This window comes from Aliihoeflea sp. PC F10.4 (genome assembly GCF_054612275.1).
In genome coordinates this window covers 1,367,161-1,391,286 of sequence record NZ_JBTSWH010000001.1, presented here as the reverse complement: position 1 = coordinate 1,391,286, position 24,126 = coordinate 1,367,161, and the positions used below count along the sequence as shown (strand labels likewise).

The window sequence follows — 24,126 nt, the reverse complement described above, 5'->3', positions numbered from 1 at the left end:
AGTCATATGAAGCGGGGCGACCATCGCCGCCCCGCTTCCGTCAAAACATTATTGCTGGCGCAAATCCGGCGGGATCGCCTCGCTTGAAAGCGTTTCGAGCGCATCCACAAGCGACAGCGACTGCTGGTCGCGCGAGCCGAGCCGGCGCATGTTGACCGTTTCCTCTTCGGCTTCGCGCTTGCCGCATACGAGAATCACGGGAACCTTCGCGAGGCTGTGTTCGCGGACCTTGTAGTTGATCTTCTCGTTGCGCAGATCGGTTTCCGCATGAAGACCGGCCGCGCGAAGTTTCGCTACGACGGATTTCGCGTAATCGTCTGCATCGGATGTGATCGTCGCCACGACGACCTGCACCGGCGCGAACCAGAGCGGGAAGTGACCGGCGTAATTCTCGATCAAAATGCCGAGAAAGCGCTCCATCGACCCGCAGATGGCCCGATGGATCATGACCGGCTGCTTTTTCTCCGAATCGGAGTCGATGTAGAATGCGCCGAAGCGTTCTGGCAGGTTGAAATCGACCTGTGTCGTTCCGCACTGCCATTCGCGGCCAATTGCGTCCTTCAGCGTATATTCGAATTTCGGCCCATAGAACGCGCCCTCGCCTTCGAGAATGCCGGTCTTTATCCGACCGCCAGACTGCGCCTCGATTTGCGTGAGAACATCCATCATCACGGCTTCGGCGCGATCCCAGAGCGCATCGGAACCGACGCGTTTTTCCGGCCGTGTCGAGAGCTTCACGACGACTTCGTGGAAGCCGAAATCCTCGTAGACAGACAAGATCAGGTCGTTGATCTTCAGGCACTCGGCCGCCATCTGCTCGTCGGTGCAGAAGATGTGCGCATCGTCCTGCGTGAAGCCGCGCACACGCATCAGCCCATGCAACGCGCCTGAAGGCTCGTAGCGATGCACCGTTCCAAATTCGGCAAGGCGAATAGGCAGTTCGCGATAGGACTTCAAGCCATGCTTGAAGATCTGCACGTGACCCGGGCAGTTCATCGGCTTCAGCGCGAACACGCGTTGGTCCTCAGCCTTGGGATCAGCCGACTGAACGGCGAACATATTCTCCTTGTACCAGCCCCAGTGACCCGAGGTCTGCCACAGAGACGAATCGAGCACCTGTGGCGCGTTCACCTCGTCATAATCGCCTTCGAGCCGACGCCGCATATAGGCGGTCAGCTTCTGGAACATGCGCCAGCCCTTGGCATGCCAGAAGACGACGCCCGGCCCCTCCTCCTGAAAGTGGAAAAGGTTCATCTCACGACCGAGCCGGCGATGGTCGCGCTTTTCCGCCTCTTCCAGCATGTGGAGATAGGCGTCGAGTTCGGCTTGATCCGCCCATGCGGTGCCGTAGATGCGCGTCAGCATCGGATTGTTGGAATCGCCGCGCCAATAGGCACCGGCGACCTTCATCAGTTTGAACGCGTTGCCGACTTGCCCCGTCGAGGCCATGTGCGGCCCACGGCAAAGATCGAACCAATCGCCCTGCGCATAGATTTTCAGGTCCTGATCCTCGGGGATCGCATCGATCAGTTCGACCTTGTAGCTCTCACCCTTGTCCGCAAAAACCTGCCGCGCCTTGTCACGGGTCCACACCTGCTTGGTGAACGGCTTGTTGCGCCCGATGATCTCGCGCATCTTTTTCTCGATGACCGGAAGATCGTCGAGCGTGAAGGGCGTGTCTCGGGCGAAGTCGTAGTAGAAACCGTTTTCGATGACCGGCCCGATCGTCACCTGCGTTCCCGGCCACAATTCCTGCACGGCTTCAGCCAGAACGTGCGCCGTGTCATGCCGGATGAGTTCGAGCGCACGCGGATCGTCGCGCGTGATGATTTCGACAGCGCCGTCGCCGCCGAGCGGGTCGGAAAGATCACGCACGGTGCCATCCATCACATAGGCGACGGCTTTCTTGGCGAGCGACTTTGAGATGGAGATGGCAAGATCGGCACCTGTCGCGGCCGCATCATGGGCGCGCACGGAACCATCGGGAAATTTCAGGGAAACGTCAGGCATGGGAATGCTCCTATCCAGTCCTGCAAACGAGCGCAGGTGGTTGTCGAAGACGCGCCTTTAGCGGATCGATCCGGCAGCGGCAAGGCTTGGAAGGATCAGGCTTTGCGGCTGACGCGCCACAGCCGCCACGGTGCGAACCAGTATTGGTCGGCGTCGAGCACTTCCGGCACAAGGTCTATGCCGTGCGTTCCGCCCGGCCCGCAGCGCGCTACGCGAAAAAGCCCCATCCAGCCACCATGCCACAAACCGTGGCGTGCAATGGATTCGTATGCGAACTCGGAACAGGTCGGATAGTGCCGGCACGAATTGCCGATAAAGCCGGACAAGGTAAGCTGGTAAAAACGTACGAAAGCTGTGCCGAACACGCGCCCGGGTGTACGCGGCCAATCGCCCGACCAGTTTCGAGACCGGTTTGACTTGCCAAGCGGTTCGTTCACCGGCTCACGCCGCCTCGCCTGCCCGCTTCTTCTCGATCTGGTCAATCGCATCGACGACCGCGTCGAATGTCAGCATGGTCGACGCATGACGCGCCTTATAGTCACGCACGGGTTCGAGATAGTGCAGATCGGCAAACCTCCCATCAGGCGGCGCGCCATTCTCCTTCAGCATCTTTCGCATCGTCTCACGCACGGCACGCAGTTCCTCGGCCGACGCGCCGACGACATTGCGCGCCATGATCGAAGATGAAGCCTGCCCAAGCGCGCAGGCCTTCACCTCGTGGGAAAAATCGGAAACGATTTCGCCATCCATCTTGAGGTCGATAGTTACCGTCGATCCGCAGAGCTTGGAATGTGCGGTTGCGGACGCATCGGGCGCGTCGAGCCGCCCCAGCCGCTCTATATTCCCCGCGAACCCGAGAATTTTTGCATTGTAGACATCGTTGATCATGAAAAATCGTCCCATTTTGCGCTATCGGCAAACCAGATGACGCGCGGGCGTCTTTCCATCATTGGCTCAATGTCTATATAATGATCGTGATGTCGGCTCGGCAAGGCATGCAGCCAACCCACCCGACAGCATACACGCCGTATCGGCCCGTTCCGAAAAAGGCTGTGGTCCGTTCAACTCGTTCCTCCGTATCAGAGAGGAACTACGGGAGACGCCTTTTCCATGGACGCCATCGTGAAATCATTCCCCAATCGCGCCGAGAGCGAACCGAAATCCGACGCGCTGCCGCGCCCCACACAGGCGGAAGTGGAAAACGCCGTCAGCGTTCTGTTGCGCTGGACGGGCGACAATCCCGCGCGTGAAGGTCTTCTCGAAACGCCAAAGCGTGTCGCCAAGGCTTACCGCGAGATGTTCGGGGGCTATGACGAGGACCCGGCGGAAGAACTCGGCCGCGTCTTCGAAGAGGTCGCAGGCTATGACGACCTCGTCCTGATCCGCGACATCCCGTTCTATTCGCATTGCGAGCATCACATGGTGCCGATCATCGGCAAGGCGCATGTGGGCTATTTGCCGGACGGCCGCGTCGTCGGCCTGTCGAAAATTGCGCGCGTGGTCGACATCTTCGCCCGGCGCCTCCAAACGCAGGAAGCGATGACGGCACAGGTCGCAGGTGCGATTCAGGATTCGCTCAATCCGCGCGGTGTCGCGGTGGTCATCGAGGCCGAGCACATGTGCATGGCCATGCGTGGCATCCGCAAGCAGGGTTCATCTACGCTGACCTCGACGTTCACCGGCGCATTCCGCAACCATCCTGAAGAGCAGGCGCGCTTCATGATGCAGTTGCGCGACATGCGCGCCTGAGATTCGGCGATCTCTCATGGAATTTCCGGCACAGCCCGCTTCGAAGTCAGAGCTTGAAGAAGGTACCGTTTTCGCTCCCCGCTTCGACGCCTCCGGCCTTCTAACCGCAGTGGCGACGGATGTCGGCGACGGTTCTGTCCTGATGGTCGCGCATATGAATGCCGAAGCACTGGCCTTGTCGATCGAAACGGGCGTTGCCCATTACTGGTCGCGCTCGCGCAACACGCTCTGGAAAAAAGGCGAGAGATCGGGAAACCTGCAACGGATCGTCGAGATGAGAACCGACTGCGATCAGGACGCCGTCGTTCTCAAGGTCGATGTCGCCAGGCATGACGCGACCTGCCATACCGGCCGCCACTCCTGCTTTTATCGTCGCATTGAGAAGGATGGCGATAAAGCACAACTCATCATCGATTCGGAACCGAAATTCGATCCCGCGAAAATCTATCGCTGATCGTCCAGGCCGGCAAAGTCGAACAGTTTCGTGTCGAGAAGGTGGGACGGGCGCACATTGGCGAGCGCGCGGATCATCGCTTCCTTGCGGCCGGGCATGCGCTTTTCCATCTCGTTGATCATTTCCTTCATCGCATTGCGCTGCAATCCATCCTGGCTGCCGCACAGATCGCATGGAATGATCGGAAAACGCATTGCATCCGCGAACTTGGCCAAATCCGCCTCAGCGCAATAGCTGAGCGGACGCAGCACCATGAGGTCGCCCTCGTCGTTCAGGAGCTTGGGCGGCATTGTCGCCAGCTTCGCGCCATGGAAGAGATTGAGAAAAAACGTCTCCAGAATGTCTTCCCGGTGATGGCCGAGCACGACGGCAGAGCAGCCCTCCTCCCGCGCAACGCGGTAGAGATTGCCCCGCCGCAGGCGCGAGCAGAGCGCGCAGTAAGTTGCGTTCGCGGGCACCTTTTCCGTCACGATGGAATAGGTATCGCGATATTCGATCCGGTGCGCGATCCCGTGTGCGTTCAGAAAATCCGGCAGGACATGCTTTGGGAAATTGGGTTGGCCCTGGTCGAGGTTGCAGGCCAGAAGCTCGACCGGTAACAGCCCGCGCCATTGAAGATCGAGCAGGACCGCCAGCAGACCATATGAATCTTTGCCGCCGGACAGCGCAACGAGCCATTTTTCGCCGGGCTTCACCATCGCGAAATCGTCCAGCGCTTCGCGCGTCTGCCGCAACAGCCGTTTGCGTAGCTTGTTGAATTCGACCGAGCGCGGCGCACCCGCCATCAATGGCGGCGCGGCAGGGGCGGCAAAATCGTCATCGTTCGGCTGGATCGTCATGACGGACTTATCCCGCAAGGCCAGGCAAAAAGAAAGGCCGCGTAGAAACGCGGCCTTTCTCGTGAATTCGTGTGGCGTCGCTTAGCGCGAATAGAACTCGACGACGAGGTTCGGTTCCATTTGGACGGCGAACGGAACGTCGGCAAGACCCGGCGCACGAACGAAAGTCGCAGTCATCTTCGAGTGATCCGTCTCGATATAATCCGGAACGTCACGCTCTGCGAGCTGAACGGCTTCGAGAACGACGACGAGCTGCTTCGACTTCTCGCGAACCTCGATGACGTCGCCCGGACGGCAGCGGTAGGAACCGATATTCGTGCGGCGGCCGTTGACGTTCACGTGGCCGTGGTTGACGAACTGGCGCGCGGCGAAGATCGTCGGCGCGAACTTGGCGCGGTAGACGATCGCGTCGAGACGCGACTCGAGCAGACCGATCAGATTGTCCGGCGTATCGCCCTTGCGACGGTCGGCTTCCTCGTAGGTCTTGCGGAACTGCTTCTCGGAGATATCGCCGTAGTGGCCCTTCAGCTTCTGCTTGGCGCGAAGCTGCAGACCGAAGTCCGACAGCTTGCCCTTGCGGCGCTGGCCGTGCTGGCCGGGGCCGTATTCACGCTTGTTGACCGGGGACTTCGGACGACCCCAGATGTTTTCGCCAAGACGGCGGTCGAGCTTGTACTTTGCGGATTGGCGCTTGCTCATCGCATTCCCTTTCAAACGATTGCACCCGAAGCTCACGCTTCGGGTGAAGGAAACGCGCCCTCCTCTGGCCTCCGTTTTCGAGACCTGACAGGACCATTCCCAACGCTGCGGGCCGGTCCACGGGACACGTTAAATGAAACACCGCGCTTTGCGGCGCGGCGTTGGGCTGTCTGCTATGCGACCATGTATAAAATGTCAAGCGCAGCAGCCTCAGCCGAAAATCGCCCGCTCGCCGATATGCAGCAGTAATCCGGCGATGCCGCCGATGATCATGCCATTAAAGCGTATATATTGCAGGTCGCGGCCTATATTGAGTTCGATAAGACGCGTGGTCTGCGCGATGTCCCAGGCCTTGACCTGATCGGCGATGAAGATCGCGACACCCGCCTTCTGCTCCTCCACGAACGACGACAACGCCACGACGAAGCCGGCATTCATGTCGGCGCGAATGGCCTCGTCGTCGGCCAACCTTTTTCCAATCTCGACGAACATCGACGCCAGATGCGTGCGAATGATCGAGTCCTTTGCTTCTGCGTCTTCCTTCAAAAAGCCTGACAGGCTTTTCCAGATTTCATCCGCCAGATGCGCAAGTTCGGGGCGGGCAAGAAGATTGGCCTTGATGCGTTCGGCCCTCGCGACATAGGCGGGATCGGTTTTCAGGTCTTCGATGAAGCGCTGGGCAAAGTCGTCGAACTCCCGGCGCAAAGGATGATCGGGGTCCTCACCCGCCTCCGTCATCAAACGGCCGGCCGATGCGACGATCTTGTTCAAAAGATATGCGTCGGCGCGAAAGAGATTGGCCAGCGTTGGAAGTTCGGCACGAATGCGCTCGCGCATGACGCCAAGCGTCTTCTCTTCGTTGAGGATACCGCCGAGAACGTGCAGCAGACCATCGAAGAGACGCTGGTGACGACGCTCGGCCGTTACCGCCGATAACAGTTCCGCCGCCACTGGCGCTATGTCGATCCGGTCGAGTCGCTCGATAACACGCTTACCCAGGAAGCCGCGCAGGTTCGAATTTTCAAGTGCCGCGAGAGCCTGAGGCGTCATGCGGCTGACGAAGCCCGCAAGATCCTCGGCGTGCTGCCGTTGGCCGAGCCATTCTGCGACGAGGCGCGCGAAATCGACCTCCTTCAGCTTTGCCCGAACCACCTCTTCCTTCAGGAAATTGCCCTCGATGAACCGCCCCAGATTGTCGGCGATCCGGTCCTTGTTACGCGGGATGATCGCGGTGTGGGGGATCGGCAACCCCATGGGACGTTTGAAGAGCGCGACGACCGCATACCAGTCCGCGATACCGCCGATAGCGGCAGCTTCGGCGAAGGCCGCGAGATAGGCCAGCGCTGGGTAGTCGGGCTGAAATGCCCGCGCGAGAAGGAAAGTCATCACGCAGAGGACAAGCGATACGGTAGCGAACGCCTTGGTGCGCCTTAGCGCCCGCGCCTTTTCCGCATCATCTAAAGCTGCGATTTGCTCGCGAGCATCAGTCTGCTTCAACATATTTTGCATCGCACACTGGTTTTATGTTGCATTGCACAAAATCATCGCTATATACGCCTCAGCCTCGAGCCATCATGGGCGAGGCCCAACCATGGCTCAACGAAGAGAATGGAGATTGAAATGACGAAGACCAAGACCGAGCAGACCGCAGCTTCCTTTTTCAATGGCTTCACCCGCGCCTTCGACGATTTCGGCGCGACCGTGCAGGTCCCCGAAGCCGCCCGCGATTTCGTTCGCAATCAGGCTGTCGCCGCTTCCAAGCGCGCTGAAGACGCCCATAAGCAGATTGCAACTTTCGCGGATCAGGCCAAAAACGCGTTCGGCCCGTTCGCAGGCAGCTACGCAACGGTAACGAACTCCATGCTCGAAGGCACGCTCGCAAATACCCGGCACTATTTCGCGACTGTCGAAAAGCTTGCTGACGCCAATTCGTTCGGCGATGCCGTGACGATCCAGAGCGATTATATGCGCGAGGCGACGACTGCCAATATCGAGCGCATCCGCAGCGCCGCCGACCAGGCGAAGTCGCTCATGGAGCAGAATGCCAAGATCGTTCAGGATCAGGTGAAGACCGCCGCCTGATACACTTCATTTTCCGAACAAAAAAGCCCGGTCATTCGACCGGGCTTTTTTTATTCATGCCGCCAGAAACCTGGGTTGAAGCATCACCTGTGGCGCGAGCACTTCCTCCACGGGCTCCAGCTCGATGAGGCCGACGGTTTCGCCGCCTTCGAACCGAAGTCGTGCGTTGAAACGCGACGCAAGCCGTTTCATCGCCTGATTTTGGGGATGGGTGGTGACGCGTAGCTGCGTATATCCGAGCGCATGCGCGTGCCAGATCAGGCGTTGGAACAGACGGCTTCCGATGCCGCGATGCTGGAGCGTCCGCTCGACGGAAAAAGCGATTTCGCCGGTCGGCTGTTCGTCCCCGTCGATTTCGTGAAGTTCGGCCGCGCCGAGCACTTCGCCATTTTCGACATAGCCGATCACGGTCGTTCCCGCGCGAAACGCACGGTCTGCGTAGGCCTCCACAAAAGCGTCGCTGGACGGACCGTTGAAACGGTCGCGACGGCTCTCGATATCGAGGCGGCCAAGATGCGCGCGAAATTTGGAAAGGTCCGACGGCCGAAGCTGCCGTATGACGCCCGAAGCGCCTATATTCGATGTTGCCATGTCACTCATGTCGCCGCTCTCTATCAAGGGCTCCTCCCCTGAATCGAAGCATTCGACCCGTCTCTAATATTGTGCATTGCAGCATTGATTTTCAAGTGCCATTCGGTCGCACATGGCAGCCATGCGCGATAAAACATGATATCTAAATTCATGTTTTAAGTTGCACCTTGTCTGGAATGGTTCTAAGAAATACATTCGACAAAGCCGGTTATGGAATCGCGAGAGGCATGCCATGAGACTGACCCGTCAGACCAACTACGCAATTCGCATCCTCATGTATTGCGCGGCAAATAATGGCCGCCTTAGCCGCATTCCTGAAATCGCCAGCGCCTACGGCGTATCGGAACTGTTTTTGTTCAAGATTTTGCAGCCATTGGTCGAACACGGAATGGTCCAGACGGTTCGCGGCCGCAATGGCGGCGTGCGTCTTGGGCGTACGGCGAGCGAGATCACCCTTTTCGATGTCGTGCGCGTGACGGAAGACAGCTTCGCCATGGCCGAGTGCTTCGAGAAGGACTCCACCGATTGCCCGCTGGTCGATTCCTGCGCACTCAACGAAGCGCTGCGAAAGGCGCTAGGTGCGTTCTTCGAGGTTCTTGAAGGCTACACGATCGAGACACTGATCGATGCGCGACCGAATGTTCGCTCATTGCTCGGCATCGAGGTCGAACCGCCCCATCAGCTCGCTGTGAACTGATCAGGCAGCCGATTGCGGCAGCACGAACGGTGTACCCGGTTGCGGCGTCCGGCTGACCCGCAGCCGGCAGTCGAACACGCGCTCGATCGTCGCGTCGGTCAGGATCGCCGCTGGCGAACCGCAAGCCGCCACCCTGCCCTCATGCAGCATCGTCACCTCGTCGGCGAACATCGCCGTCAGGTTCAAATCGTGCAGCACCGCGATGACCCCGCCGCCCTGTCGGGCATAATCACGCGCGATTTCCATGATGACGAGTTGGTGCTTGATATCGAGGCTGGACACTGGCTCGTCGAGGAACAGGAAGCGCGCCGTTCCATCGACAACCGGGCACCAGACTTGGCAAAGCACACGCGCCAATTGAACACGTTGCTGCTCACCGCCAGACAGTTCCTGATAGTAGCGTCCCGCAAAGCCGGCCAGATCGACCCGCGCCAACGCACGGTCGGGGAGTGTGTCGAGTTCACGCGCCGAGACGCCTGACCGTCCGCCCATCAAGCCGAGACGCACGATCTCGCGTACGGTGAACGGAAACGACAAGGTCGTCTGCTGCGGCAGCACCGCTCGTAGCCCCGCCGCCTGCCATGGCTTGATTGCGCTAAGTTTGCTGCCGGCGAATGCGATATGCCCCGTCGAAGACAGATCGCCCGAGAGTGCTTTCAAAAACGTCGATTTTCCCGAGCCGTTCGGTCCGACGATCGCTGTGACCTCGCCTGCCCGCGCGACGAAATCGATCCCGTGAAGAATCTGTCTGCCGCTTAGCGAAACCTTGACGTCCCGTGCTTCGATCATGGGGTCCTCAAAGATCCAGCACGCCGCGACGCCGCAGCAATATCCAGAGGAAGAACGGCGCGCCGACAGCCGCCGTGACGATGCCGATTGGCAGTTCGGCAGGCGCAACGATGGTGCGCGAAACGGCATCGGCCAATAACAGAAGGCTTGCGCCGAGAAGTGCGGATGCGGGCAAAAGGTAGCGATGATCCGGCCCGATCGAAAGGCGCAGCAGATGCGGCACCACGATCCCGATGAAACCGATGCCGCCTGATACAGCAACGGATGCGCCGACGGCCGCGGCAACGGCGACGATGGCGATGTTCTTGAGCCGTTGGACGGGCACGCCTAGATGATGGGCCGACGCCTCGCCTAGGGCCAGCGCATTCAGCCCCTTCGCCAGAAAGGGCGATGCGACAAGCGCCAGGATGATGATTGGCCCGGCAGCAGCGATCTTCGACCATGTCGCGCCCGCCAGCGAGCCGAGCCCCCAGAATGTCAGGTCACGCAACTGGTTGTCGTTCGCCATATAGACGAGCACGCCGGAGAAGGCTCCCGCCATGGCTCCCAGCGCAATGCCGGCCAGAAGCATGGTCGCGACCGAGGTTTGGCCCCGCCGGGTCGCAACCTTGTAGAGGAGCAGCGTCGTTGCCAGCCCGCCGCAAAAGGCTGCGAGTGGAAGCGCATAGATGCCGAACAGGGCGACGACTGGTCCGAGCGCGGTTCCTCCCAGAACGATGATCGAGATCGCGCCGAGCCCGGCACCGGCCGAAACACCGACAAGGCCCGGATCGGCGAGCGGATTGCGGAAAAGCCCCTGCATCACCGCGCCCGAAACGGCCAGAGCCGCCCCGATCAAAATGCCAAGAGCGATTCGCGGGAGGCGAATCTCATAGATGATTACCCTGTCGCGGGCAGAAATTGCCGCATCGTCGGAAAACCACGCCCGGATGAGATCGGTAACGGATGCGTCTGACGCGCCCGTCGTCAGGCTGAACAGCGCAACGAAAACCAGGGCGACTCCGAGCGCGCCGATCACGGCCTTCGCGAAAGCCGAGCGATCGCCATCCGCACGCATTCGCCCAAAGCGGCCGGTCTGCAAGTTCTGCACCAGCGTCATCTCAATCGACCGCAGCCGTGCCGTAGATTTCGCTCGCAAGCTCATGGGCTGCCGCACCCGTGCGCGGGCCGAAACCGAGATGATAGCTGCCGTCCACGCGGAAGACGCGGTTGTTCTCAGCCGCTGGCGTCGCCGAGAGTGCGGGCTGCGCCGACAGGTCTGTGGAGGTCGGATCGAGTTCGCCGCCGCGATTCATAAGAAGGATCACGTCCGGTGCTGCGGTGATGATCGCTTCGTCGGTCAATTGCTTGTAGCCGGAATAGTCGGTGATGGCGTTTTGCGCACCGGCCAGTTCGATGATCCCGTTTGCTGCCGTTCCTTTGCCGGACGCGAGCACGCGGCCGCCTTCCATGGAAAGAATGAACAGCACCTTCGCGCGATCATCTATTCCGGCGGCAGCGTCCTCCGCTGCCCGCAGATCGGCATCGACGCCGTCTGCAAGCTCGGCAGCCTCGTCCTCAACGCCGAGCGCCTTGCCGACCGCCTCGATCTTGGCGAGCACGCCTTCCCGGTCAAAGCTTTCCGGCACAGTGACAACAGGCACGCTCGCCGAATTGATGACCCCAACGGCTTCGGGCGGCCCCGCACCCTCGAGCGTCAATATGAGGTCGGGGTCGACGGACAGAACCCCTTCTGGCGAAAGCGCGCGCATATAGCCCACATCGGGAAGATCGAGCGCTTCCGAGGGAAACAGGCTCGTGGAATCGCGTGCGATGAGGCGATCTTCCTGTCCGAGCGCGTAGACGATCTCGGTCAGCGACCCGCCGATCGAAACGATGCGCTGGGGCGTGTCCTGCGCCGTCGCCGGAAATGCGAATGAAACCAGCGCGACGGACAGGATATTGCGGGCGATTGCCATCATGGAAGTCTGTCCGGGATCAAGCTGCGGTGGAGCGCGGAATGCGCGGCAGGTTTTCGGCGATCATGCGCCAATCGCCGCGTTCGTCCTCACCCTCCCGACGCTTGCCGAAGAACTGGATGATCAGTTCGCCGCGTGCATCATAGGCCTCGATGGATGTGACGTGCCCTTCCTTGGTCGGCTTGCGCACGCCCCAAAGTTCGGCGACGTGATCGGCCCGTAGATGAAGGTGGAAAGTCGGGTCCATGACATTGATCCACGGTCCCATCGGCTTGACGTTCGCGATCGGCCCGGAGTGGATCTGGATGCATCCGTGATTGCCGACGAAGCACATGATCGGAAAACCTTGCTCGACCGCATGGCTGAACATCGCATTCAGTCCGCTCACGTCCAGCTGCCAGGCATAGTCGTCGCCGACGAGTCCGACGGCTTCGCGCCGCGACAGTTTCAGCGAACGCAAAAGTCCGACGAACTGATGCGGGTCGGTCATCGTGCTCCAGCGTTCGCGAACGGCATTACCATCGGCATCCGCCGGAATGACCACCGAAGGCACGAACGGATCGGTTTCGATTTCCTGCACCTGCTCATCGCTGACAAGCTCGGCCACAAGTTTGTGAAACGCGTAGAGATTGGACGCCGGACGCAGATGGACCTTGTGGACGGCGTTGCCGAACTTGTCGAAAAACTGGAGGCTGCGGCGAATATCGTCACCGTCGCGCTTTTCGACCGCGAAACCATGTGCCCAGGCCTTGGGAAAAATCCGCAGATCGATCTCGCCGCCCAGCACCATGGCGCTGTGCGTTCCCGGATGCACATTGTCGTAAAAGCCGATCTTTTCGTGAACGGCGCTTTCATTGCGCGTGAGTGCCATCACTTCGCCGACCGCATCCAGCCCCGCAAGAAGGTCGTTCACACGTGGTTCGATACAGGTCACGCCTTCGCCGACATGCGCCGCCACGAGTTGCGCTTCGCTGATACCGAGTTGCGCCGCAAGATCGCGCTCGCGCATTTTGGGATTGTCGGCCCGCGCCTGGCGGATTTCGCGCGGCGACGGCTTGAGGACACTCGTCATGAAACACCTACTTATTGAGAATCAGCTTGCCCTGACGGGTGATCTTGAGGCGATACAGCGATCCGCCATGATCGATGCCGATTTCCGTTTGTCCGTTAAAGAGATCCGAGCTCTTCAAACGGCGCATTTCCAGATAGGTATCCTTCGGCTTCCAGTCGGTCTTCGACCGATCCGAGAATGCGCCGGGTGCATTGGTCATGTTCACGTCTCTTACCCCTTGAAGTGCCGGGCTTGCCGAAGGCTGGCTGGGCGACATGAAAGTTTGTATTCTTGACACCAATAATCAGGTTTTATAGGGGATGGCAATACCGGAGTATTTTACTCAACAATCACACCCTGCCTGACGCGTCGACAACAAGTTCGACGTAAAATACGCTGAACCCGTTTCCTTGACGGTCACGATCCTGTTTCCAACCCGGAGAGCTCCATGTCCTTGATTTCTAAGCGTCTATCTGCCGGCCTGATGATCGGAGCACTGTTGTGTTCCTCGGCTATGGCGCAGCAGGACACGGCGCCGGAAGAGGCAGAGGGCACGGCCGCGCCGCAAGCCGCCGAAGACAACCAGCCGGGAAAGCTTTCGCTGGAGCTCAACTCGCTTCAGCCCTCGGATGGCGGATGTCGCCTGACATTCGTCGTGGAAAACGGCCTCGGCAGCGATTTGTCGCGGGCCGCCTTCGAACTTGTTCTTTTCAATTCGGAAGGCACGGTCGAGCGTATCACCGTCGTCGATTTCCAGGACCTGCCGGCGTCCAGAACGAAAGTGCGCCAGTTCGACTTCAGGGGCACCCAATGTGACGGGCTCGGCCGCGTCCTCGTCAACGACACGACAGACTGCACCGGCGACGGCGTGGAGCCGCAGGCATGCCTGCGCAATCTGGAAACGTCGACCAAGGCCTCCATCGAATTCGGAACCTGAAGCGGCGCAGAACCGTAATCGGGTAAATGTGCAAAAGGTGTTCTCATGATACCGACATGGCTACGAACGGCATCACGACGGACTCGCGAAGCCGCTCTCGTTCTGGCTGTCAGCGTCGCGATGGTCGCCTTTGCATTGATTGGAAATTCCATGACACGACCGCTTGACGGTCTGCTGGACGCCGGCGACAGGGATGCCGCTTCGGTTCAGGTCGTGACGCAGCATGTGAGCCGATGACAACACGCCACCTGAAATGGACTGCCGCCTTTGCCGTCTCGACCGCGCTCCATGCCGGAGCCGTCGGGCTTTTCATGATGCAGTCGGAAGAGACCGTGCAGATCGCAGGCGGCCAGCCTGTCGTTCTGAGCATTCAGGGCAACGCGATGGAAGACCAGGTTTCTGCCGGCGAAGCGGTCGAGGCAACCGACACCGCAGAACCTGTCGAACCGGATCAGGAGGTCGCGGCGGTCCAGCCCGAAACGGTGCAGCCGCAGGCAGAGCCCGTTCAGCCAGAAACCGTCGAGCCGGAACCAGTCGAAACACCGCCCGATGACGTTGCCGAACCCGTCGAACGCGAGGAAACGCCACCGGAGCCGGTCGAGGAGGCCGTGCCTGTTCCTCCTGATGCGGTGCCTCCGCCGGAAGCACAGGATACCGCCGCGGTCGAGCCTGAGACGCTCGCGCCTTTGCCCGAGGACGAGTTGGCGCTGGTCGACGTGCCGGTCCCGACCCCCCGGCCCGAATATACGCCCCCGCCGCCCCCAAGGCAGCAAGCCCAGCGCACGGAGCGACCGCGCCAGCAGCAGCCCGCCCCGCGCCAGCAGGGATCGAGCGGACAGAATCAGGCGGACACGCGGCGCGGAACCGATCAGGGAAGCACAAGCGGATCGAGCGCGCCTTCGGGCGCTGGACAAGCCAACGCGGCTGGCAATGCGGCGGTCTCCAACTATCCCGGCCAGATCGCGACACGCCTTCGGCGCGCGCTGCAATATCCCCGGGAAGCGCAGCGGCAGGGCATTCGCGGCGAGGTCCATGTGCGCTTTACGGTCAGTGCGGGCGGACAGGCTTCCGGCATAACGGTTGCCCGCAGTTCCGGTTCGCCCGTTCTCGATCAGGCGGCCATTGCCACCGTGCAGCGTGCCTCTCCCTTTCCCGCCATTCCAGCCGGTGCCGGCCGCGCATCATGGCCGTTCACCGTGCCGCTTGTGTTCTCAAGGTAGCCGGCTCATGTCCCTGCTCGGTTTCCATACATTCGCGGTGACGCGGGGCGACGGACTTCACCCGGCACTTCGCGAACTTCTTGAGAGCCGGCAGGCGATCGAGACCGATACACGCGTCATCGATCTCGCTTCTCGTACCGGATCGATGACTCAGGCTGGTCCCAATCCGGTTCCTCGCGACGATGAATTTCGGCCGGGTAACGTGGTCGGCTTTGCGAACAACAGAAAACAAATCGCGCTCTGCGCACAATCCACGAAAAGCATGAAGGAAAAGGCCTGATGTATATTGCGATGAACCGCTTCAAGGTGAAGAACGGCTCCGAAACCGAATTCGAGGACATCTGGAAGAACCGCGACTCCACCTTGTCCGAAATGAAAGGATTCCGTGAATTTCACCTTCTGCGCGGCCCCGTGAACGAAGCGGAAGGCTATACGCTTTTCGCCTCGCACACGGTTTGGGAAAGCTTTGACGATTTTTCCGCCTGGACCAAATCGCAGAATTTCCGCGATGCCCACAAGAATGCGGGCACGACGAAGCCGGCTTATATCGGGCATCCCCAGTTCGAAGGCTTTTCTGTTGTGGAAGGCGCCTGATCTAATTCACTCGGCCGCCGCAAGCAGGCTGGCATTGCCGCCTGCGGCGGTCGTATCGACGCAAACCGAACGTTCGGCGGCATATGCCGCCGGATAGATCGTTTCGGTGACGAGCGGTACGATCGCACCATTTCTTTCCGCCAACGCCTTGCGGATCGGGCGCAACGCGTTGCCATCGGCGGCACAGGCAACGAGATCGATAGCCAGCAAGGTCAGATGATCGGGTTCGACGGAGCCGTCGATCGCCGCGAGTGGCAGCCCCTTGGCAAGAAGCAGCTTCAAGGCCGCATTCGCGCGGGGCGCAACGGCCAGAACCGCATTGCCAGCGGCGAGCGCCTGAACTGTCTGCGCGAGCACTGCCTCCTCAGATGGCCCTAGACAAAGCACGCGCCCGCGCGGAGCAAGCCATAGCGAATTGCCCTCGCCTGTCGGCCCCGGCAGGTCAACAGGCCCGAATTCAAGCGTTGCCGACGCACCCATCGCATCGGCTGCCTTGCCACGCAGATGCTTTCGAAGAACCGCGATGCGGTCCGCGCGCATCGACCACCCACCATGCACCGGGTCCGGCAGATGATCGCGCAGTTTTGCAAGCGACGCCGACGCGGCTGCCGCCATCGCCTGACCAGCCACGGCACTCTTGCGGAACCGACGCAAATAATGCGGTCCGCCGGCTTTCGGACCCGTTCCCGAGAGGCCTTCGCCGCCGAATGGCTGCGACCCGACGACAGCGCCGATCTGGTTGCGGTTGACGTAAATATTACCCGCATGAACACGGTCGACAATGTGCTGAACGCGCGCATCGATCCGTGTGTGAAGCCCGAACGTCAGGCCATAACCTGTTGCGTTTATGCGAGAAATGACGCGATCCATGTCCTCGGCTTTGAAGCTCGCGACATGCAGTATAGGTCCGAAGATTTCACGCTCCAGTTCTTCGATTCCCTTCACGGCAAAGATATGCGGCGCGACGAACAGCCCGTCAGTGGGCGTTTCGCGCCTCGCGATCAGCCTGCCCTCGGTCTCCATCTGTCGGCAATAATCGGCGATCGCCAACTGTGCCTCCGCGTCGATTACCGGACCGATATCGGTCGCCATATGCCACGGATCGCCAATCGTCATGGCGTCGAGCGCACCTTTCAGCATCGCGAGCATATGTTTTTCGACGTCCTTCTGGACGTAGAGCATGCGCAGCGCCGAGCAGCGCTGTCCGGCAGACTGGAAGGCCGAAGCGACGATGTCGCGCACGGCCTGCTCGGCGAGCGCGGTCGAATCGACGATCATGGCGTTCAGCCCGCCGGTTTCCGCAATCAGCATGGCATCGGGCGCGGCGGTCTTGGCCAGTTGCTTCTCGATCAGCCGCGCAACGTCGGTCGAGCCGGTAAAGCACACACCCGCAATGCGCGGATCGGCGTTCAATGGCGCGCCGACATTTGGCCCGTCTCCGATCACCAGTTGCAACACATCGCCGGGCACGCCTGCCCGATGCAGAAGTTCGACCGCCCGTGCCGCGATCAGCGGCGTCTGCTCGGCGGGCTTGGCGACAACCGTGTTGCCGGTGACGAGCGCGGCGGCGACCTGTCCAGTAAAGATCGCGAGGGGGAAATTCCAGGGCGAAATACAGGCAATGACGCCGCGTGCCGTGCCCGTCTTTTCCGCCTCGGCAGCGCTGGCGGCATAGTAGCGAAGGAAATCGACTGCCTCGCGGACTTCGGCAATGCCGTCGGCAACGGATTTGCCCGCCTCGCGCGTGGCGAGTGCGAAGAATTCGGCGGCGTTTTCTTCGTAAAGATCGGCCGCATGGCGCAAGATGTCGGCCCGTTCGCCGACCGGACGCGCTGCCCAACCGGGTGCAGCATCAACGGCAAGACCGACAATCGACGACATCGCCTCACCCGACGTTTCGACAACCGTTCCGACGACCTCCTGCGGCCTTGCCGGATTATAGACGGCCCGCCCTTCACCATCACCACCGGCTCGCCAGCGATGCGGCGCGGCGAAAGCGGCGCGGCCGGCCTCTATCCGCTTTTCGGTCAAGGGATCGGTAATGTCCCAACCCTTGGCGTTGACGCGCTCTGCCCCGAATATTTCGGCCGGACGCGGCAGCGCGGGATTGTGAGCCCCACCTTGCTTTTCCACGACGTGGAACGGGTCGCGCGCGATCTCTTCCGGACGCACGCTTTCGTCGACGATCTGGTGAACGAAGGAAGAATTTGCGCCGTTTTCAAGCAGGCGGCGAACGAGATAGGCCAGCAAATCTGAATGTGCGCCGACCGGCGCGTAGATGCGGCAGCGCGTTCCTTCGGCCTTGCGAACGGCCTCATGCAGCGCATCGCCCATTCCGTGCAGCCGCTGGAATTCAAACGTGTCGCGATCATCCGCCATTTCGAGGATCGCGGCGACCGTGTGGGCATTGTGCGTGGCGAATTGCGGATAGATGCGATCCGTCATGCCGAAGAGTTTGCGCGCGCAGGCGATATAGGAAACGTCCGTGTTCGGCTTCCGGGTGAAAACCGGATAGCCGGTCAGCCCCATTACCTGCGCGCGCTTGATCTCGGTGTCCCAGTAAGCGCCCTTGACGAGACGGATCATGATCTTCCGATCAAGCCGTTTGGCAAGATCGTGAAGCCAATCCAGAACGGGCGAAGCGCGTAATCCATAGGCTTGGACAACGACACCGAATCCGTGCCAGCCAGCCAGCTCGGGATCGGCCAAAACGGCCTCGATCACATCGAGCGAGATATCGAGCCTATCGGCCTCCTCCGCATCGATGTTCAGCCCCATGCGCGCAGCCTTGGCCGCCAGCGCCAGCGAGCGCAGGCGCTCGATCATTACGGGCAGCATCGCTTCGCGCTGCGGCCGCTCGTAGCGCGGATGAAGCGCCGACAATTTCACCGAGATGCCCGGGTTCCTGCGAATGTCGTCGGAACGCGCTTCCTTGGCGAGCGCGGCGATCGCGTCGGCATAGGCGCGGTGATAGCGCAGCGCGTCATCCTCGGTGCGAGCCGCCTCGCCCAGCATGTCGTAGGAATAAAGATTGCCTTTCTTCACCTCGCCCGCGCCGCGTTTGACCGCCTCTGCGATGGTCCGGCCGAGCACGAAATTTTCTCCCATTTCGCGCATTGCAGCTGCAACGGCACGGCGAATCACAGGCTCGCCTACCCGGCGCACCATCCCGCGCAACGTCCGTTCGATGCCGCCCTCGCCTTCGTCCAGCACCTTGCCCGTCAGCATCAGCGCCCAGGTCGAGGCGTTGACGAAGATGGAACCCGAGCCGCCCGAATGTGCCGACCAATCATGCGGCGCGATCTTGTCGCGGATCAGATCGTCGATCGTATCGGCATCCGGTACGCGCAGCAGCGCTTCGGCCAGACACATCAGGGCAACGCCTTCGCTGGTCGAAAGGCCGTATTCCGCTAGAAACACTTCCATCAGCTTCGGTTCAGCCGAGCCGCGAACCTGGCTTACGAGCTTGACAGCGCGTTCTTCGATGCGTCGCCGTGCGGCGGCGTCGAGGTTGGCCTGTTCCACGAGACCGGTCAGTACCTCCGTCTCGTTAGCGAGATAGGAGGTACGGATACGCGCTCGAAGTTCTTCGCTCGAAACTGTCATGCCGGAACCTTCAAAGGGACGATATGGCACGAAAGTACCACGCGCAGGTTTTCTGCGACGTCCAAACAGATGGACCAGACAATCCAAACGGATTATTTTATCATCGTTATAAAGCGCATATGAACCAGGAAATGCGACTTGGAAGACCAAATCGATAGATTGGACCGTAGCATCATCGCGGCGCTGGCCGGCAATGCGCGGCTATCCATGGCCGAACTTGCGACGCAGGTCGGCTTGTCCAAAACGCCGGTCATCGCACGGGTGAAGCGTCTTGAGGCCGACGGCTACATTCGAGGCTATTCGGCCATCATCGACCGGGAGCGAATGGGCGAAGGTCACATCGCCTTCGTACAGGTGAAATTATCGGACACGCGCTCCGCTGCTCTCGACGCCTTCAACCGCGCCATCATGTCGGTTCGTGAAATCGAGCAATGCCACATGATCGCATCCAGCTTCGATTATCTGCTCAAGGTTCGAACCCGCGATATTGCGAGCTATCGGCGAGTTCTGGGTGAACGGATCTCCGCCCTTCCGCATGTCGCGCAGACGTCGACATTCGTGGGGATGGAAACCGTCAAGGATCGCTGAGACCGGTTTGCAGCAGGCAATCCGCATGCCGCGTTCGATCAATTTGGCTTACGGCATGTTAACGACTATGGCAGTAAATTAGCATCAGTTAATCGGACACGCTCGATAGCGTCAGCGGGACTGAGGTTGAGATGAATTCAGCGGCAGTACAGGTCGCTCCTGCACGGACCGAGCGTCGCAGCTTTCAGCGCGTTCGCGTGAAGATTTATGGCCGCTACATGCTGGAGGATCGCTCCGAGCACCCCTGCCAGGTCATCGACATGTCACCGGGTGATGCCGCAATACGGGCGGATCGACCGGGGGAACCGGGCGAACGAATCATCGCCTATCTCGACCATATCGGCCGCATCGAGGGCGTCGTAACACGACTGACTGACGACGGCTTTGCCATGACCGTCGTCGCATCGGAGCGCAAGCGGGAAAAGCTTGCGGCCCAGTTGACATGGCTTGCCAACAAACACGAACTCGATCTTCCCGAAGATCGCCGTCATCAGCGTGTCGCGCCGCGCAATCCAATCACGGTTCTTCAGCTTGAGGATGGCCGGCAGTATCGCTGCCGCATTCTCGACCTTTCGCTTTCGGGTGCAGCAGTCGAGATCGACGTACGCCCTGCGATCGGCGTTCAGGTTACGCTCGGCTCGATGCGAGGCCAGATCGTTCGACATTTCCAGGACGGCGTCGCCGTCGAGTTCGCTGCGCTTCAACGCGAGGATTCACTGGAAGCCGCCTTTACGAGCCAGTAGCTCCACCAGACATCACGCTTGCAAGGCCGGCCATGTGCCGGCCTTTTTGTTTTGCGCAACCGCAGCATGGTTAATTATAAGTCGCCGATAACGCGAAAATTAGAATAAGTATTGTTTCCAAATTACTTCTATTTCTGCTTTGTTTTTACTCGAATATACGCTTGACTTTTCGCGTGGAATAAATGCGAGCCTGTCATTGTCTCTTCGAACGGGGAGACAAAAACATGGCGGCTTCAAAATATTTTCGCGGCGGAATAGCGTTCATGCTCTTCGTAGCGTTTTCGGCAACGGCAGCGGCGGCACAGCCATTCATGCATGTCGGTGGTCTGACGACGCAGCCCGTCGGTCACTACGATTTTTGCCAGCGCAAGCCGGACGAATGCCAGCCAACCGCAAGCACTGACAAGCCCGTCGAGCTCAGCCGCGATTTGTGGGCCGAAATCGTCAATGTGAACAACATGGTCAACCTATCGGTACGCCCGCGCACCGATATGGAAATGTGGGGCGTCGAGGAATACTGGTCCTATCCGGTCGGCGGCTTCGGCGATTGCGAAGACTATGTACTCGAAAAGCGCAAGCGCCTCATTGAAGCGGGCGTCCCCGGATCAAACCTCCTCATTGCCGTTGTCCGCCAGCCGAATGGCGACGGCCATGCCGTTCTCGTCGTCAACACCTCGATGGGCGACTTCATCCTCGACAATCTGGAAATGCGCGTCATGCGCTGGAACGAGACCGAATATACCTACCTCAAGCGCCAGTCGGCTCGCCATGCCGGCATGTGGGTCACGATCACCGACGATCGCGACATTCTCGTCGGCAGCGTCGTCAATCGCTGATTTCAGCACAAGCCCGGTCGAGCCCCACTCCCCGTCCGTTCGACCTGGCAGAGCCGGCCCATCCCCGTGGGTCGGCTCAATTTTTTCAGTCGATGCGCTTCAGGCCGCCTTTGAACCGCTTGCCGTTGGCGACATAGGAAGCCGCAGATGCGCGCAAAACGTCGTCGCTTGAAATCGTGCGAATGGCTTTCGCCGGCGCACCCACGATCAGCGAATTGTCTGGAAATTCCTTTCCTTCCGTTACCAGCGCTCCAGCACCCACGAGCGAGTTTTTTCCGATCTTCGCGCCGTTGAGAACGATCGCACCCATGCCGACCAGCGAATTGTCGCCGATCGTGCAGCCATGCAGGATCGCGCGATGGCCGATCGTGCAGCCTTTGCCGACCGTCAGCGGCATGCCGGGATCGGTATGCATGACCGCGTGCTCCTGAATGTTCGATCCCTCACCGATCGCGATGCGCTCATTGTCGCCGCGCAGAACAGCGCCGAACCAGATGCCGACATCACGCCCGATCGTAACCTTGCCGATCATCTGAGCATCGGGAGCGATCCAGTTGGTATTGCGGTCCTCGAATTCCGGCGCAACCTCGTCAAGTTCGTAGATCGCCATGAGATTCTTTCCTCCAATGCGTTTGAATGCAGGCACCTTTACACCGCATTTACCATGATCGGCGAGATTTGAAGCAGCCGACTCGGCCTTTCAAAACCCTAGCAAGTGCGCGATGACCGATTTCACCCGTTTCGACAATGCCACGATCGAACAGGTCGGGGCGAATTTCATGATGAAGGTGTTCTACGCCTTCCTGGCGCTGGCCCTGCTTTCGGTCGGCATCAGCTATGCGGGAAAAACGATCGGGCGCACGATCGCCTTGGCCGGGCACACGACAGATACGACTATTCAGGGCGTCGTCATCGATGGCGAGATGCTGGCAGTTCCATCGAACATGATCCGGTTCGCATCCGAACGTCGTTCGGGCGATGCCAGGAAACTCGATGTCTATTTGTCCTGGCCGAACCTCGAAGGCTACTCCGAGGAGCAGCGGGGTTTGTTCAACCATGCCGGCACCGACAATCGCATCATCTTCGCAACCTTCGAGCCGCGATCGATGCCGCGCGACATGTCGCAGCGCCTCAATCCGATCTATCGTTTGCTGATCGAGGAGCCGGCCGAACCGGTTGAAGCGGAGCTGGTCGCACACCGCTTCATCGAGGCATCCGGCTATGGCGACGAAATGCTGATCGTCGATCCGACGCGTTTTCGCGCACCGTTTGTCGCCCGATGCCTGTCAGGGCCTGAGGCCGCTACCGCGCTGGCACCATGCGAGCGCGATATCGATGTCGGAGCCAATCTGTCGATGCGCTATCGTTTTCCACGTGCGCTTCTGACGGATTGGCGTGAACTGGACGCTTCGATGCAGGCATTTGCCGTGCAAGCCCTGCAGGCGTCCGATTGATCAGGCGAGATCGACGTCGAGAATCGCCATCGAGAAATTGTAGGAAAGCTCGCCCTCTTCCTCATCCTTGAAGATGATGCCCAGGAACTCGTCTCCCACGTAAAGCTCGCAAGAATCGTCCTTGCGCGGCCGAGCTTTGACCTCGAGCGTCGGGTTGTTGAACGTCCGCTTGAAATAGGCGTCGAGCTTACGGATTTCTTCCGGTTTCAATGAATTACTCCGGTCCTGGTGTTCAAAGAGAGGCGCTTCTGGCACGCGTTCGAAGCGCATGTAAAGCCCGGACGCCCTCTTTCAACCGAGGCCGACCTATTCGGCAACGCCTTTGGCTCCGAAAAGCTGATCCATCGCGCGTGACGGTTCCGCGCAACCCGCCTCGCCAACGACACGGCCCGGCACGCCGGCCACGGTCTTGTTGTTGGCGATCGATTGCAGGACGACCGATCCCGCCGCGATCTTCGTGCAATGGCCGATCTCGATATTGCCCAAAATTTTCGCGCCGGCGCCGATCAGCACGCCGTGGCGAATTTTCGGGTGACGGTCTCCACCAGCCTTGCCGGTGCCGCCAAGCGTAACGGCGTGGAGGATCGACACATTGTCCTCGATCACGGCGGTTTCGCCAACGACGAGGCCGGTCGCATGGTCGATGAAGATGCCCCGCCCCATAATCGCGGCAGGATGGATGTCGGTCTGGAACACCGCCGACGAGCGGCTTTGCAGATAAAGCGCGAAGTCTTTGCGTCCGCGCGCCCACAGCCAATGTGCCAGCCGATGCGTCTGGATGGCATGGAAGCCCTTGAAGTAGAGAACCGGCATCAGGAAGCGGTCGCAGGCCGGATCGCGATCGAAATAGGCCTGGATGTCGACGCGCACCGTCGTCGACCAGTCCGGATTGTCGCGAAGCATTTCGCCATAGGTCTGGCGAATCAAATCCGCGCCGAGATCGGCATGATCGAGCCGCTCCGACAAGCGATGGATCACCGCCGCCTCGAGGCTCTCTTGATTGAGAATGGTCGAATATAAAAATGCCGAAAGGATCGGATCGGTAGCGACCGCATCGGCCGCCTCCCCGCGCACGGCGCTCCAGATCGGATCGACCGGCTGCACGGCCGGGCTGCGCGGCGTCATCGAGATCGTCATCTTCCACCTCTGTCGTCAGGCTTGGCAGTGGAAATATTGTAGTTCAAACAGAACGCTCTTTGAACTCAGTTTTCCTTATTCATCGTTCAGGT

28 protein-coding genes are annotated in these 24,126 nt (G+C 60.1%); 12 read left to right on the top strand and 16 right to left on the bottom strand.

The window, feature by feature from the left end; translation table 11 throughout:
- Nucleotides 1-48: 48 nt before the first annotated feature.
- The 3 genes from thrS to ACX82Z_RS06870 form a co-directional block, all read right to left on the bottom strand.
- Nucleotides 49-2,010, bottom strand: a complete 1,962-nt coding sequence (gene thrS, locus ACX82Z_RS06880; protein WP_459587495.1) for a threonine--tRNA ligase — start codon at nucleotides 2,008-2,010, stop codon at nucleotides 49-51.
- A 95-nt stretch (nucleotides 2,011-2,105) separates the two neighbouring features.
- Complete coding sequence (gene yidD, locus ACX82Z_RS06875; RefSeq protein WP_459587493.1) at nucleotides 2,106-2,447, bottom strand: membrane protein insertion efficiency factor YidD; 342 nt, start codon at nucleotides 2,445-2,447, stop codon at nucleotides 2,106-2,108.
- Between the two features lie 4 nt (nucleotides 2,448-2,451).
- Nucleotides 2,452-2,898, bottom strand: a complete 447-nt coding sequence (locus ACX82Z_RS06870) for an iron-sulfur cluster assembly scaffold protein (protein ID WP_459587491.1) — start codon at nucleotides 2,896-2,898, stop codon at nucleotides 2,452-2,454.
- A 222-nt stretch (nucleotides 2,899-3,120) separates the two neighbouring features.
- Here ACX82Z_RS06870 and folE point away from each other — a divergent pair, with 222 nt between their 5' ends.
- Nucleotides 3,121-3,759, top strand: a complete 639-nt coding sequence (folE, locus tag ACX82Z_RS06865; RefSeq protein ID WP_459587489.1) for a GTP cyclohydrolase I FolE — start codon at nucleotides 3,121-3,123, stop codon at nucleotides 3,757-3,759.
- A 16-nt stretch (nucleotides 3,760-3,775) separates the two neighbouring features.
- Nucleotides 3,776-4,213 carry a phosphoribosyl-AMP cyclohydrolase gene (hisI, locus tag ACX82Z_RS06860; RefSeq protein ID WP_459587487.1) on the top strand — a complete coding sequence of 146 codons (438 nt, stop codon included), beginning with the start codon at nucleotides 3,776-3,778 and terminating at the stop codon, nucleotides 4,211-4,213.
- Here the strand turns inward: hisI and ttcA are convergent.
- The 3 genes from ttcA to ACX82Z_RS06845 all read right to left on the bottom strand — a co-directional run bounded on the left by ttcA (nucleotide 4,204) and on the right by ACX82Z_RS06845 (nucleotide 7,251).
- Nucleotides 4,204-5,052, bottom strand: a complete 849-nt coding sequence (gene ttcA, locus ACX82Z_RS06855; protein WP_459587486.1) for a tRNA 2-thiocytidine(32) synthetase TtcA — start codon at nucleotides 5,050-5,052, stop codon at nucleotides 4,204-4,206. The genes hisI and ttcA overlap by 10 nt on opposite strands.
- Before the next feature lie 81 nt (nucleotides 5,053-5,133).
- A complete protein-coding gene (gene rpsD / locus ACX82Z_RS06850; RefSeq protein WP_459587484.1) occupies nucleotides 5,134-5,751 on the bottom strand; it encodes a 30S ribosomal protein S4 in 618 nt (205 codons plus the stop codon).
- Between the two features lie 210 nt (nucleotides 5,752-5,961).
- Nucleotides 5,962-7,251, bottom strand: a complete 1,290-nt coding sequence (locus ACX82Z_RS06845) for a DUF445 domain-containing protein (RefSeq protein ID WP_459587483.1) — start codon at nucleotides 7,249-7,251, stop codon at nucleotides 5,962-5,964.
- Nucleotides 7,252-7,371: 120 nt separating this feature from the next.
- Between ACX82Z_RS06845 and ACX82Z_RS06840 the strand changes: the two genes are divergently transcribed.
- On the top strand, nucleotides 7,372-7,833 hold the full coding sequence (locus ACX82Z_RS06840; protein WP_459587481.1) for a phasin family protein: 462 nt from the start codon (nucleotides 7,372-7,374) through the stop codon (nucleotides 7,831-7,833).
- A 54-nt stretch (nucleotides 7,834-7,887) separates the two neighbouring features.
- On the opposite strand, the gene ACX82Z_RS06835 is transcribed toward ACX82Z_RS06840, so the two are convergent.
- Nucleotides 7,888-8,433, bottom strand: a complete 546-nt coding sequence (locus ACX82Z_RS06835) for an N-acetyltransferase family protein (protein WP_459587479.1) — start codon at nucleotides 8,431-8,433, stop codon at nucleotides 7,888-7,890.
- Between the two features lie 223 nt (nucleotides 8,434-8,656).
- Here ACX82Z_RS06835 and rirA point away from each other — a divergent pair, with 223 nt between their 5' ends.
- Entirely contained in the window at nucleotides 8,657-9,121 is a 465-nt protein-coding gene (gene rirA, locus ACX82Z_RS06830) for an iron-responsive transcriptional regulator RirA (RefSeq protein WP_459587477.1), read from the top strand.
- On the opposite strand, the gene ACX82Z_RS06825 is transcribed toward rirA, so the two are convergent.
- The 5 genes from ACX82Z_RS06825 to hemP are packed head-to-tail and all read right to left on the bottom strand — an operon-like array spanning nucleotide 9,122 to nucleotide 13,196.
- The gene (locus tag ACX82Z_RS06825; RefSeq protein ID WP_459587475.1) at nucleotides 9,122-9,910 is read right to left on the bottom strand and encodes a heme ABC transporter ATP-binding protein; all 789 of its coding nucleotides are present in this window, start codon (nucleotides 9,908-9,910) and stop codon (nucleotides 9,122-9,124) included. It lies immediately after the preceding gene.
- Nucleotides 9,911-9,917: 7 nt separating this feature from the next.
- Nucleotides 9,918-11,009 (bottom strand): FecCD family ABC transporter permease, encoded by a 1,092-nt coding sequence (locus ACX82Z_RS06820; RefSeq protein ID WP_459911653.1) that lies wholly within the window; start codon nucleotides 11,007-11,009, stop codon nucleotides 9,918-9,920.
- Nucleotide 11,010: 1 nt separating this feature from the next.
- Nucleotides 11,011-11,871 (bottom strand): heme/hemin ABC transporter substrate-binding protein, encoded by an 861-nt coding sequence (locus ACX82Z_RS06815; RefSeq protein ID WP_459587473.1) that lies wholly within the window; start codon nucleotides 11,869-11,871, stop codon nucleotides 11,011-11,013.
- A 16-nt stretch (nucleotides 11,872-11,887) separates the two neighbouring features.
- Entirely contained in the window at nucleotides 11,888-12,940 is a 1,053-nt protein-coding gene (locus ACX82Z_RS06810) for a hemin-degrading factor (protein ID WP_459587472.1), read from the bottom strand.
- 7 nt (nucleotides 12,941-12,947) lie between these two features.
- The gene (hemP, locus tag ACX82Z_RS06805) at nucleotides 12,948-13,196 is read right to left on the bottom strand and encodes a hemin uptake protein HemP (RefSeq protein ID WP_459587471.1); all 249 of its coding nucleotides are present in this window, start codon (nucleotides 13,194-13,196) and stop codon (nucleotides 12,948-12,950) included.
- A 171-nt stretch (nucleotides 13,197-13,367) separates the two neighbouring features.
- Here hemP and ACX82Z_RS06800 point away from each other — a divergent pair, with 171 nt between their 5' ends.
- The 4 genes from ACX82Z_RS06800 (at nucleotide 13,368) to ACX82Z_RS06785 (ending at nucleotide 15,670) form a co-directional block, all read left to right on the top strand.
- Entirely contained in the window at nucleotides 13,368-13,856 is a 489-nt protein-coding gene (locus tag ACX82Z_RS06800; RefSeq protein ID WP_459587469.1) for a hypothetical protein, read from the top strand.
- A 233-nt stretch (nucleotides 13,857-14,089) separates the two neighbouring features.
- Complete coding sequence (locus ACX82Z_RS06795; RefSeq protein WP_459587468.1) at nucleotides 14,090-15,076, top strand: energy transducer TonB family protein; 987 nt, start codon at nucleotides 14,090-14,092, stop codon at nucleotides 15,074-15,076.
- Nucleotides 15,077-15,083: 7 nt separating this feature from the next.
- Entirely contained in the window at nucleotides 15,084-15,356 is a 273-nt protein-coding gene (locus ACX82Z_RS06790) for a hypothetical protein (RefSeq protein WP_459587466.1), read from the top strand.
- A complete protein-coding gene (locus ACX82Z_RS06785) occupies nucleotides 15,356-15,670 on the top strand; it encodes an antibiotic biosynthesis monooxygenase family protein (RefSeq protein ID WP_459587464.1) in 315 nt (104 codons plus the stop codon). Before ACX82Z_RS06790 ends, ACX82Z_RS06785 begins: the two co-directional genes overlap by 1 nt.
- 6 nt (nucleotides 15,671-15,676) lie before the next feature.
- On the opposite strand, the gene putA is transcribed toward ACX82Z_RS06785, so the two are convergent.
- Entirely contained in the window at nucleotides 15,677-19,276 is a 3,600-nt protein-coding gene (putA, locus tag ACX82Z_RS06780) for a bifunctional proline dehydrogenase/L-glutamate gamma-semialdehyde dehydrogenase PutA (RefSeq protein ID WP_459587462.1), read from the bottom strand.
- 138 nt (nucleotides 19,277-19,414) lie between these two features.
- Here putA and ACX82Z_RS06775 point away from each other — a divergent pair, with 138 nt between their 5' ends.
- The 3 genes from ACX82Z_RS06775 (at nucleotide 19,415) to ACX82Z_RS06765 (ending at nucleotide 21,443) form a co-directional block, all read left to right on the top strand.
- Nucleotides 19,415-19,864 carry an Lrp/AsnC family transcriptional regulator gene (locus tag ACX82Z_RS06775; RefSeq protein WP_459587460.1) on the top strand — a complete coding sequence of 150 codons (450 nt, stop codon included), beginning with the start codon at nucleotides 19,415-19,417 and terminating at the stop codon, nucleotides 19,862-19,864.
- Between the two features lie 131 nt (nucleotides 19,865-19,995).
- Nucleotides 19,996-20,607, top strand: a complete 612-nt coding sequence (locus ACX82Z_RS06770; RefSeq protein ID WP_459587458.1) for a PilZ domain-containing protein — start codon at nucleotides 19,996-19,998, stop codon at nucleotides 20,605-20,607.
- 224 nt (nucleotides 20,608-20,831) lie between these two features.
- Nucleotides 20,832-21,443, top strand: coding sequence for a transglutaminase-like cysteine peptidase (locus ACX82Z_RS06765; RefSeq protein ID WP_459587457.1), 612 nt, complete (start codon nucleotides 20,832-20,834; stop codon nucleotides 21,441-21,443).
- An 85-nt stretch (nucleotides 21,444-21,528) separates the two neighbouring features.
- On the opposite strand, the gene ACX82Z_RS06760 is transcribed toward ACX82Z_RS06765, so the two are convergent.
- Entirely contained in the window at nucleotides 21,529-22,053 is a 525-nt protein-coding gene (locus ACX82Z_RS06760; protein ID WP_459587455.1) for a gamma carbonic anhydrase family protein, read from the bottom strand.
- A 112-nt stretch (nucleotides 22,054-22,165) separates the two neighbouring features.
- Between ACX82Z_RS06760 and ACX82Z_RS06755 the strand changes: the two genes are divergently transcribed.
- A complete protein-coding gene (locus ACX82Z_RS06755; RefSeq protein ID WP_459587454.1) occupies nucleotides 22,166-22,897 on the top strand; it encodes a hypothetical protein in 732 nt (243 codons plus the stop codon).
- Here ACX82Z_RS06755 and ACX82Z_RS06750 read toward each other — a convergent pair whose 3' ends face one another.
- Nucleotides 22,898-23,107: a DUF3126 family protein gene (locus tag ACX82Z_RS06750; RefSeq protein WP_459587453.1), complete on the bottom strand. Its 210-nt coding sequence runs from the start codon at nucleotides 23,105-23,107 to the stop codon at nucleotides 22,898-22,900.
- Nucleotides 23,108-23,203: 96 nt separating this feature from the next.
- Entirely contained in the window at nucleotides 23,204-24,034 is an 831-nt protein-coding gene (gene cysE, locus ACX82Z_RS06745) for a serine O-acetyltransferase (protein WP_459587452.1), read from the bottom strand.
- Nucleotides 24,035-24,126 lie beyond the last annotated feature (92 nt).

Bases quoted from the DNA above. Each gene is read 5' to 3' on its own strand.
- thrS (WP_459587495.1), bottom strand. From the start codon at position 2,010: ATGCCTGACGTTTCCCTGAAATTTCCCGATGGTTCCGTGCGCGCCCAT.
- ACX82Z_RS06870 (WP_459587491.1), bottom strand. From the start codon at position 2,898: ATGATCAACGATGTCTACAATGCAAAAATTCTCGGGTTCGCGGGGAAT.
- folE (WP_459587489.1), top strand. From the start codon at position 3,121: ATGGACGCCATCGTGAAATCATTCCCCAATCGCGCCGAGAGCGAACCG.
- hisI (WP_459587487.1), top strand. From the start codon at position 3,776: ATGGAATTTCCGGCACAGCCCGCTTCGAAGTCAGAGCTTGAAGAAGGT.
- ttcA (WP_459587486.1), bottom strand. From the start codon at position 5,052: ATGACGATCCAGCCGAACGATGACGATTTTGCCGCCCCTGCCGCGCCG.
- rpsD (WP_459587484.1), bottom strand. From the start codon at position 5,751: ATGAGCAAGCGCCAATCCGCAAAGTACAAGCTCGACCGCCGTCTTGGC.
- ACX82Z_RS06845 (WP_459587483.1), bottom strand. From the start codon at position 7,251: ATGTTGAAGCAGACTGATGCTCGCGAGCAAATCGCAGCTTTAGATGAT.
- ACX82Z_RS06840 (WP_459587481.1), top strand. From the start codon at position 7,372: ATGACGAAGACCAAGACCGAGCAGACCGCAGCTTCCTTTTTCAATGGC.
- ACX82Z_RS06835 (WP_459587479.1), bottom strand. From the start codon at position 8,433: ATGAGTGACATGGCAACATCGAATATAGGCGCTTCGGGCGTCATACGG.
- rirA (WP_459587477.1), top strand. From the start codon at position 8,657: ATGAGACTGACCCGTCAGACCAACTACGCAATTCGCATCCTCATGTAT.
- ACX82Z_RS06825 (WP_459587475.1), bottom strand. From the start codon at position 9,910: ATGATCGAAGCACGGGACGTCAAGGTTTCGCTAAGCGGCAGACAGATT.
- ACX82Z_RS06820 (WP_459911653.1), bottom strand. From the start codon at position 11,009: ATGACGCTGGTGCAGAACTTGCAGACCGGCCGCTTTGGGCGAATGCGT.
- ACX82Z_RS06815 (WP_459587473.1), bottom strand. From the start codon at position 11,871: ATGATGGCAATCGCCCGCAATATCCTGTCCGTCGCGCTGGTTTCATTC.
- ACX82Z_RS06810 (WP_459587472.1), bottom strand. From the start codon at position 12,940: ATGACGAGTGTCCTCAAGCCGTCGCCGCGCGAAATCCGCCAGGCGCGG.
- hemP (WP_459587471.1), bottom strand. From the start codon at position 13,196: ATGTCGCCCAGCCAGCCTTCGGCAAGCCCGGCACTTCAAGGGGTAAGA.
- ACX82Z_RS06800 (WP_459587469.1), top strand. From the start codon at position 13,368: ATGTCCTTGATTTCTAAGCGTCTATCTGCCGGCCTGATGATCGGAGCA.
- ACX82Z_RS06795 (WP_459587468.1), top strand. From the start codon at position 14,090: ATGACAACACGCCACCTGAAATGGACTGCCGCCTTTGCCGTCTCGACC.
- ACX82Z_RS06790 (WP_459587466.1), top strand. From the start codon at position 15,084: ATGTCCCTGCTCGGTTTCCATACATTCGCGGTGACGCGGGGCGACGGA.
- ACX82Z_RS06785 (WP_459587464.1), top strand. From the start codon at position 15,356: ATGTATATTGCGATGAACCGCTTCAAGGTGAAGAACGGCTCCGAAACC.
- putA (WP_459587462.1), bottom strand. From the start codon at position 19,276: ATGACAGTTTCGAGCGAAGAACTTCGAGCGCGTATCCGTACCTCCTAT.
- ACX82Z_RS06770 (WP_459587458.1), top strand. From the start codon at position 19,996: ATGAATTCAGCGGCAGTACAGGTCGCTCCTGCACGGACCGAGCGTCGC.
- ACX82Z_RS06765 (WP_459587457.1), top strand. From the start codon at position 20,832: ATGGCGGCTTCAAAATATTTTCGCGGCGGAATAGCGTTCATGCTCTTC.
- ACX82Z_RS06760 (WP_459587455.1), bottom strand. From the start codon at position 22,053: ATGGCGATCTACGAACTTGACGAGGTTGCGCCGGAATTCGAGGACCGC.
- ACX82Z_RS06755 (WP_459587454.1), top strand. From the start codon at position 22,166: ATGACCGATTTCACCCGTTTCGACAATGCCACGATCGAACAGGTCGGG.
- cysE (WP_459587452.1), bottom strand. From the start codon at position 24,034: ATGACGATCTCGATGACGCCGCGCAGCCCGGCCGTGCAGCCGGTCGAT.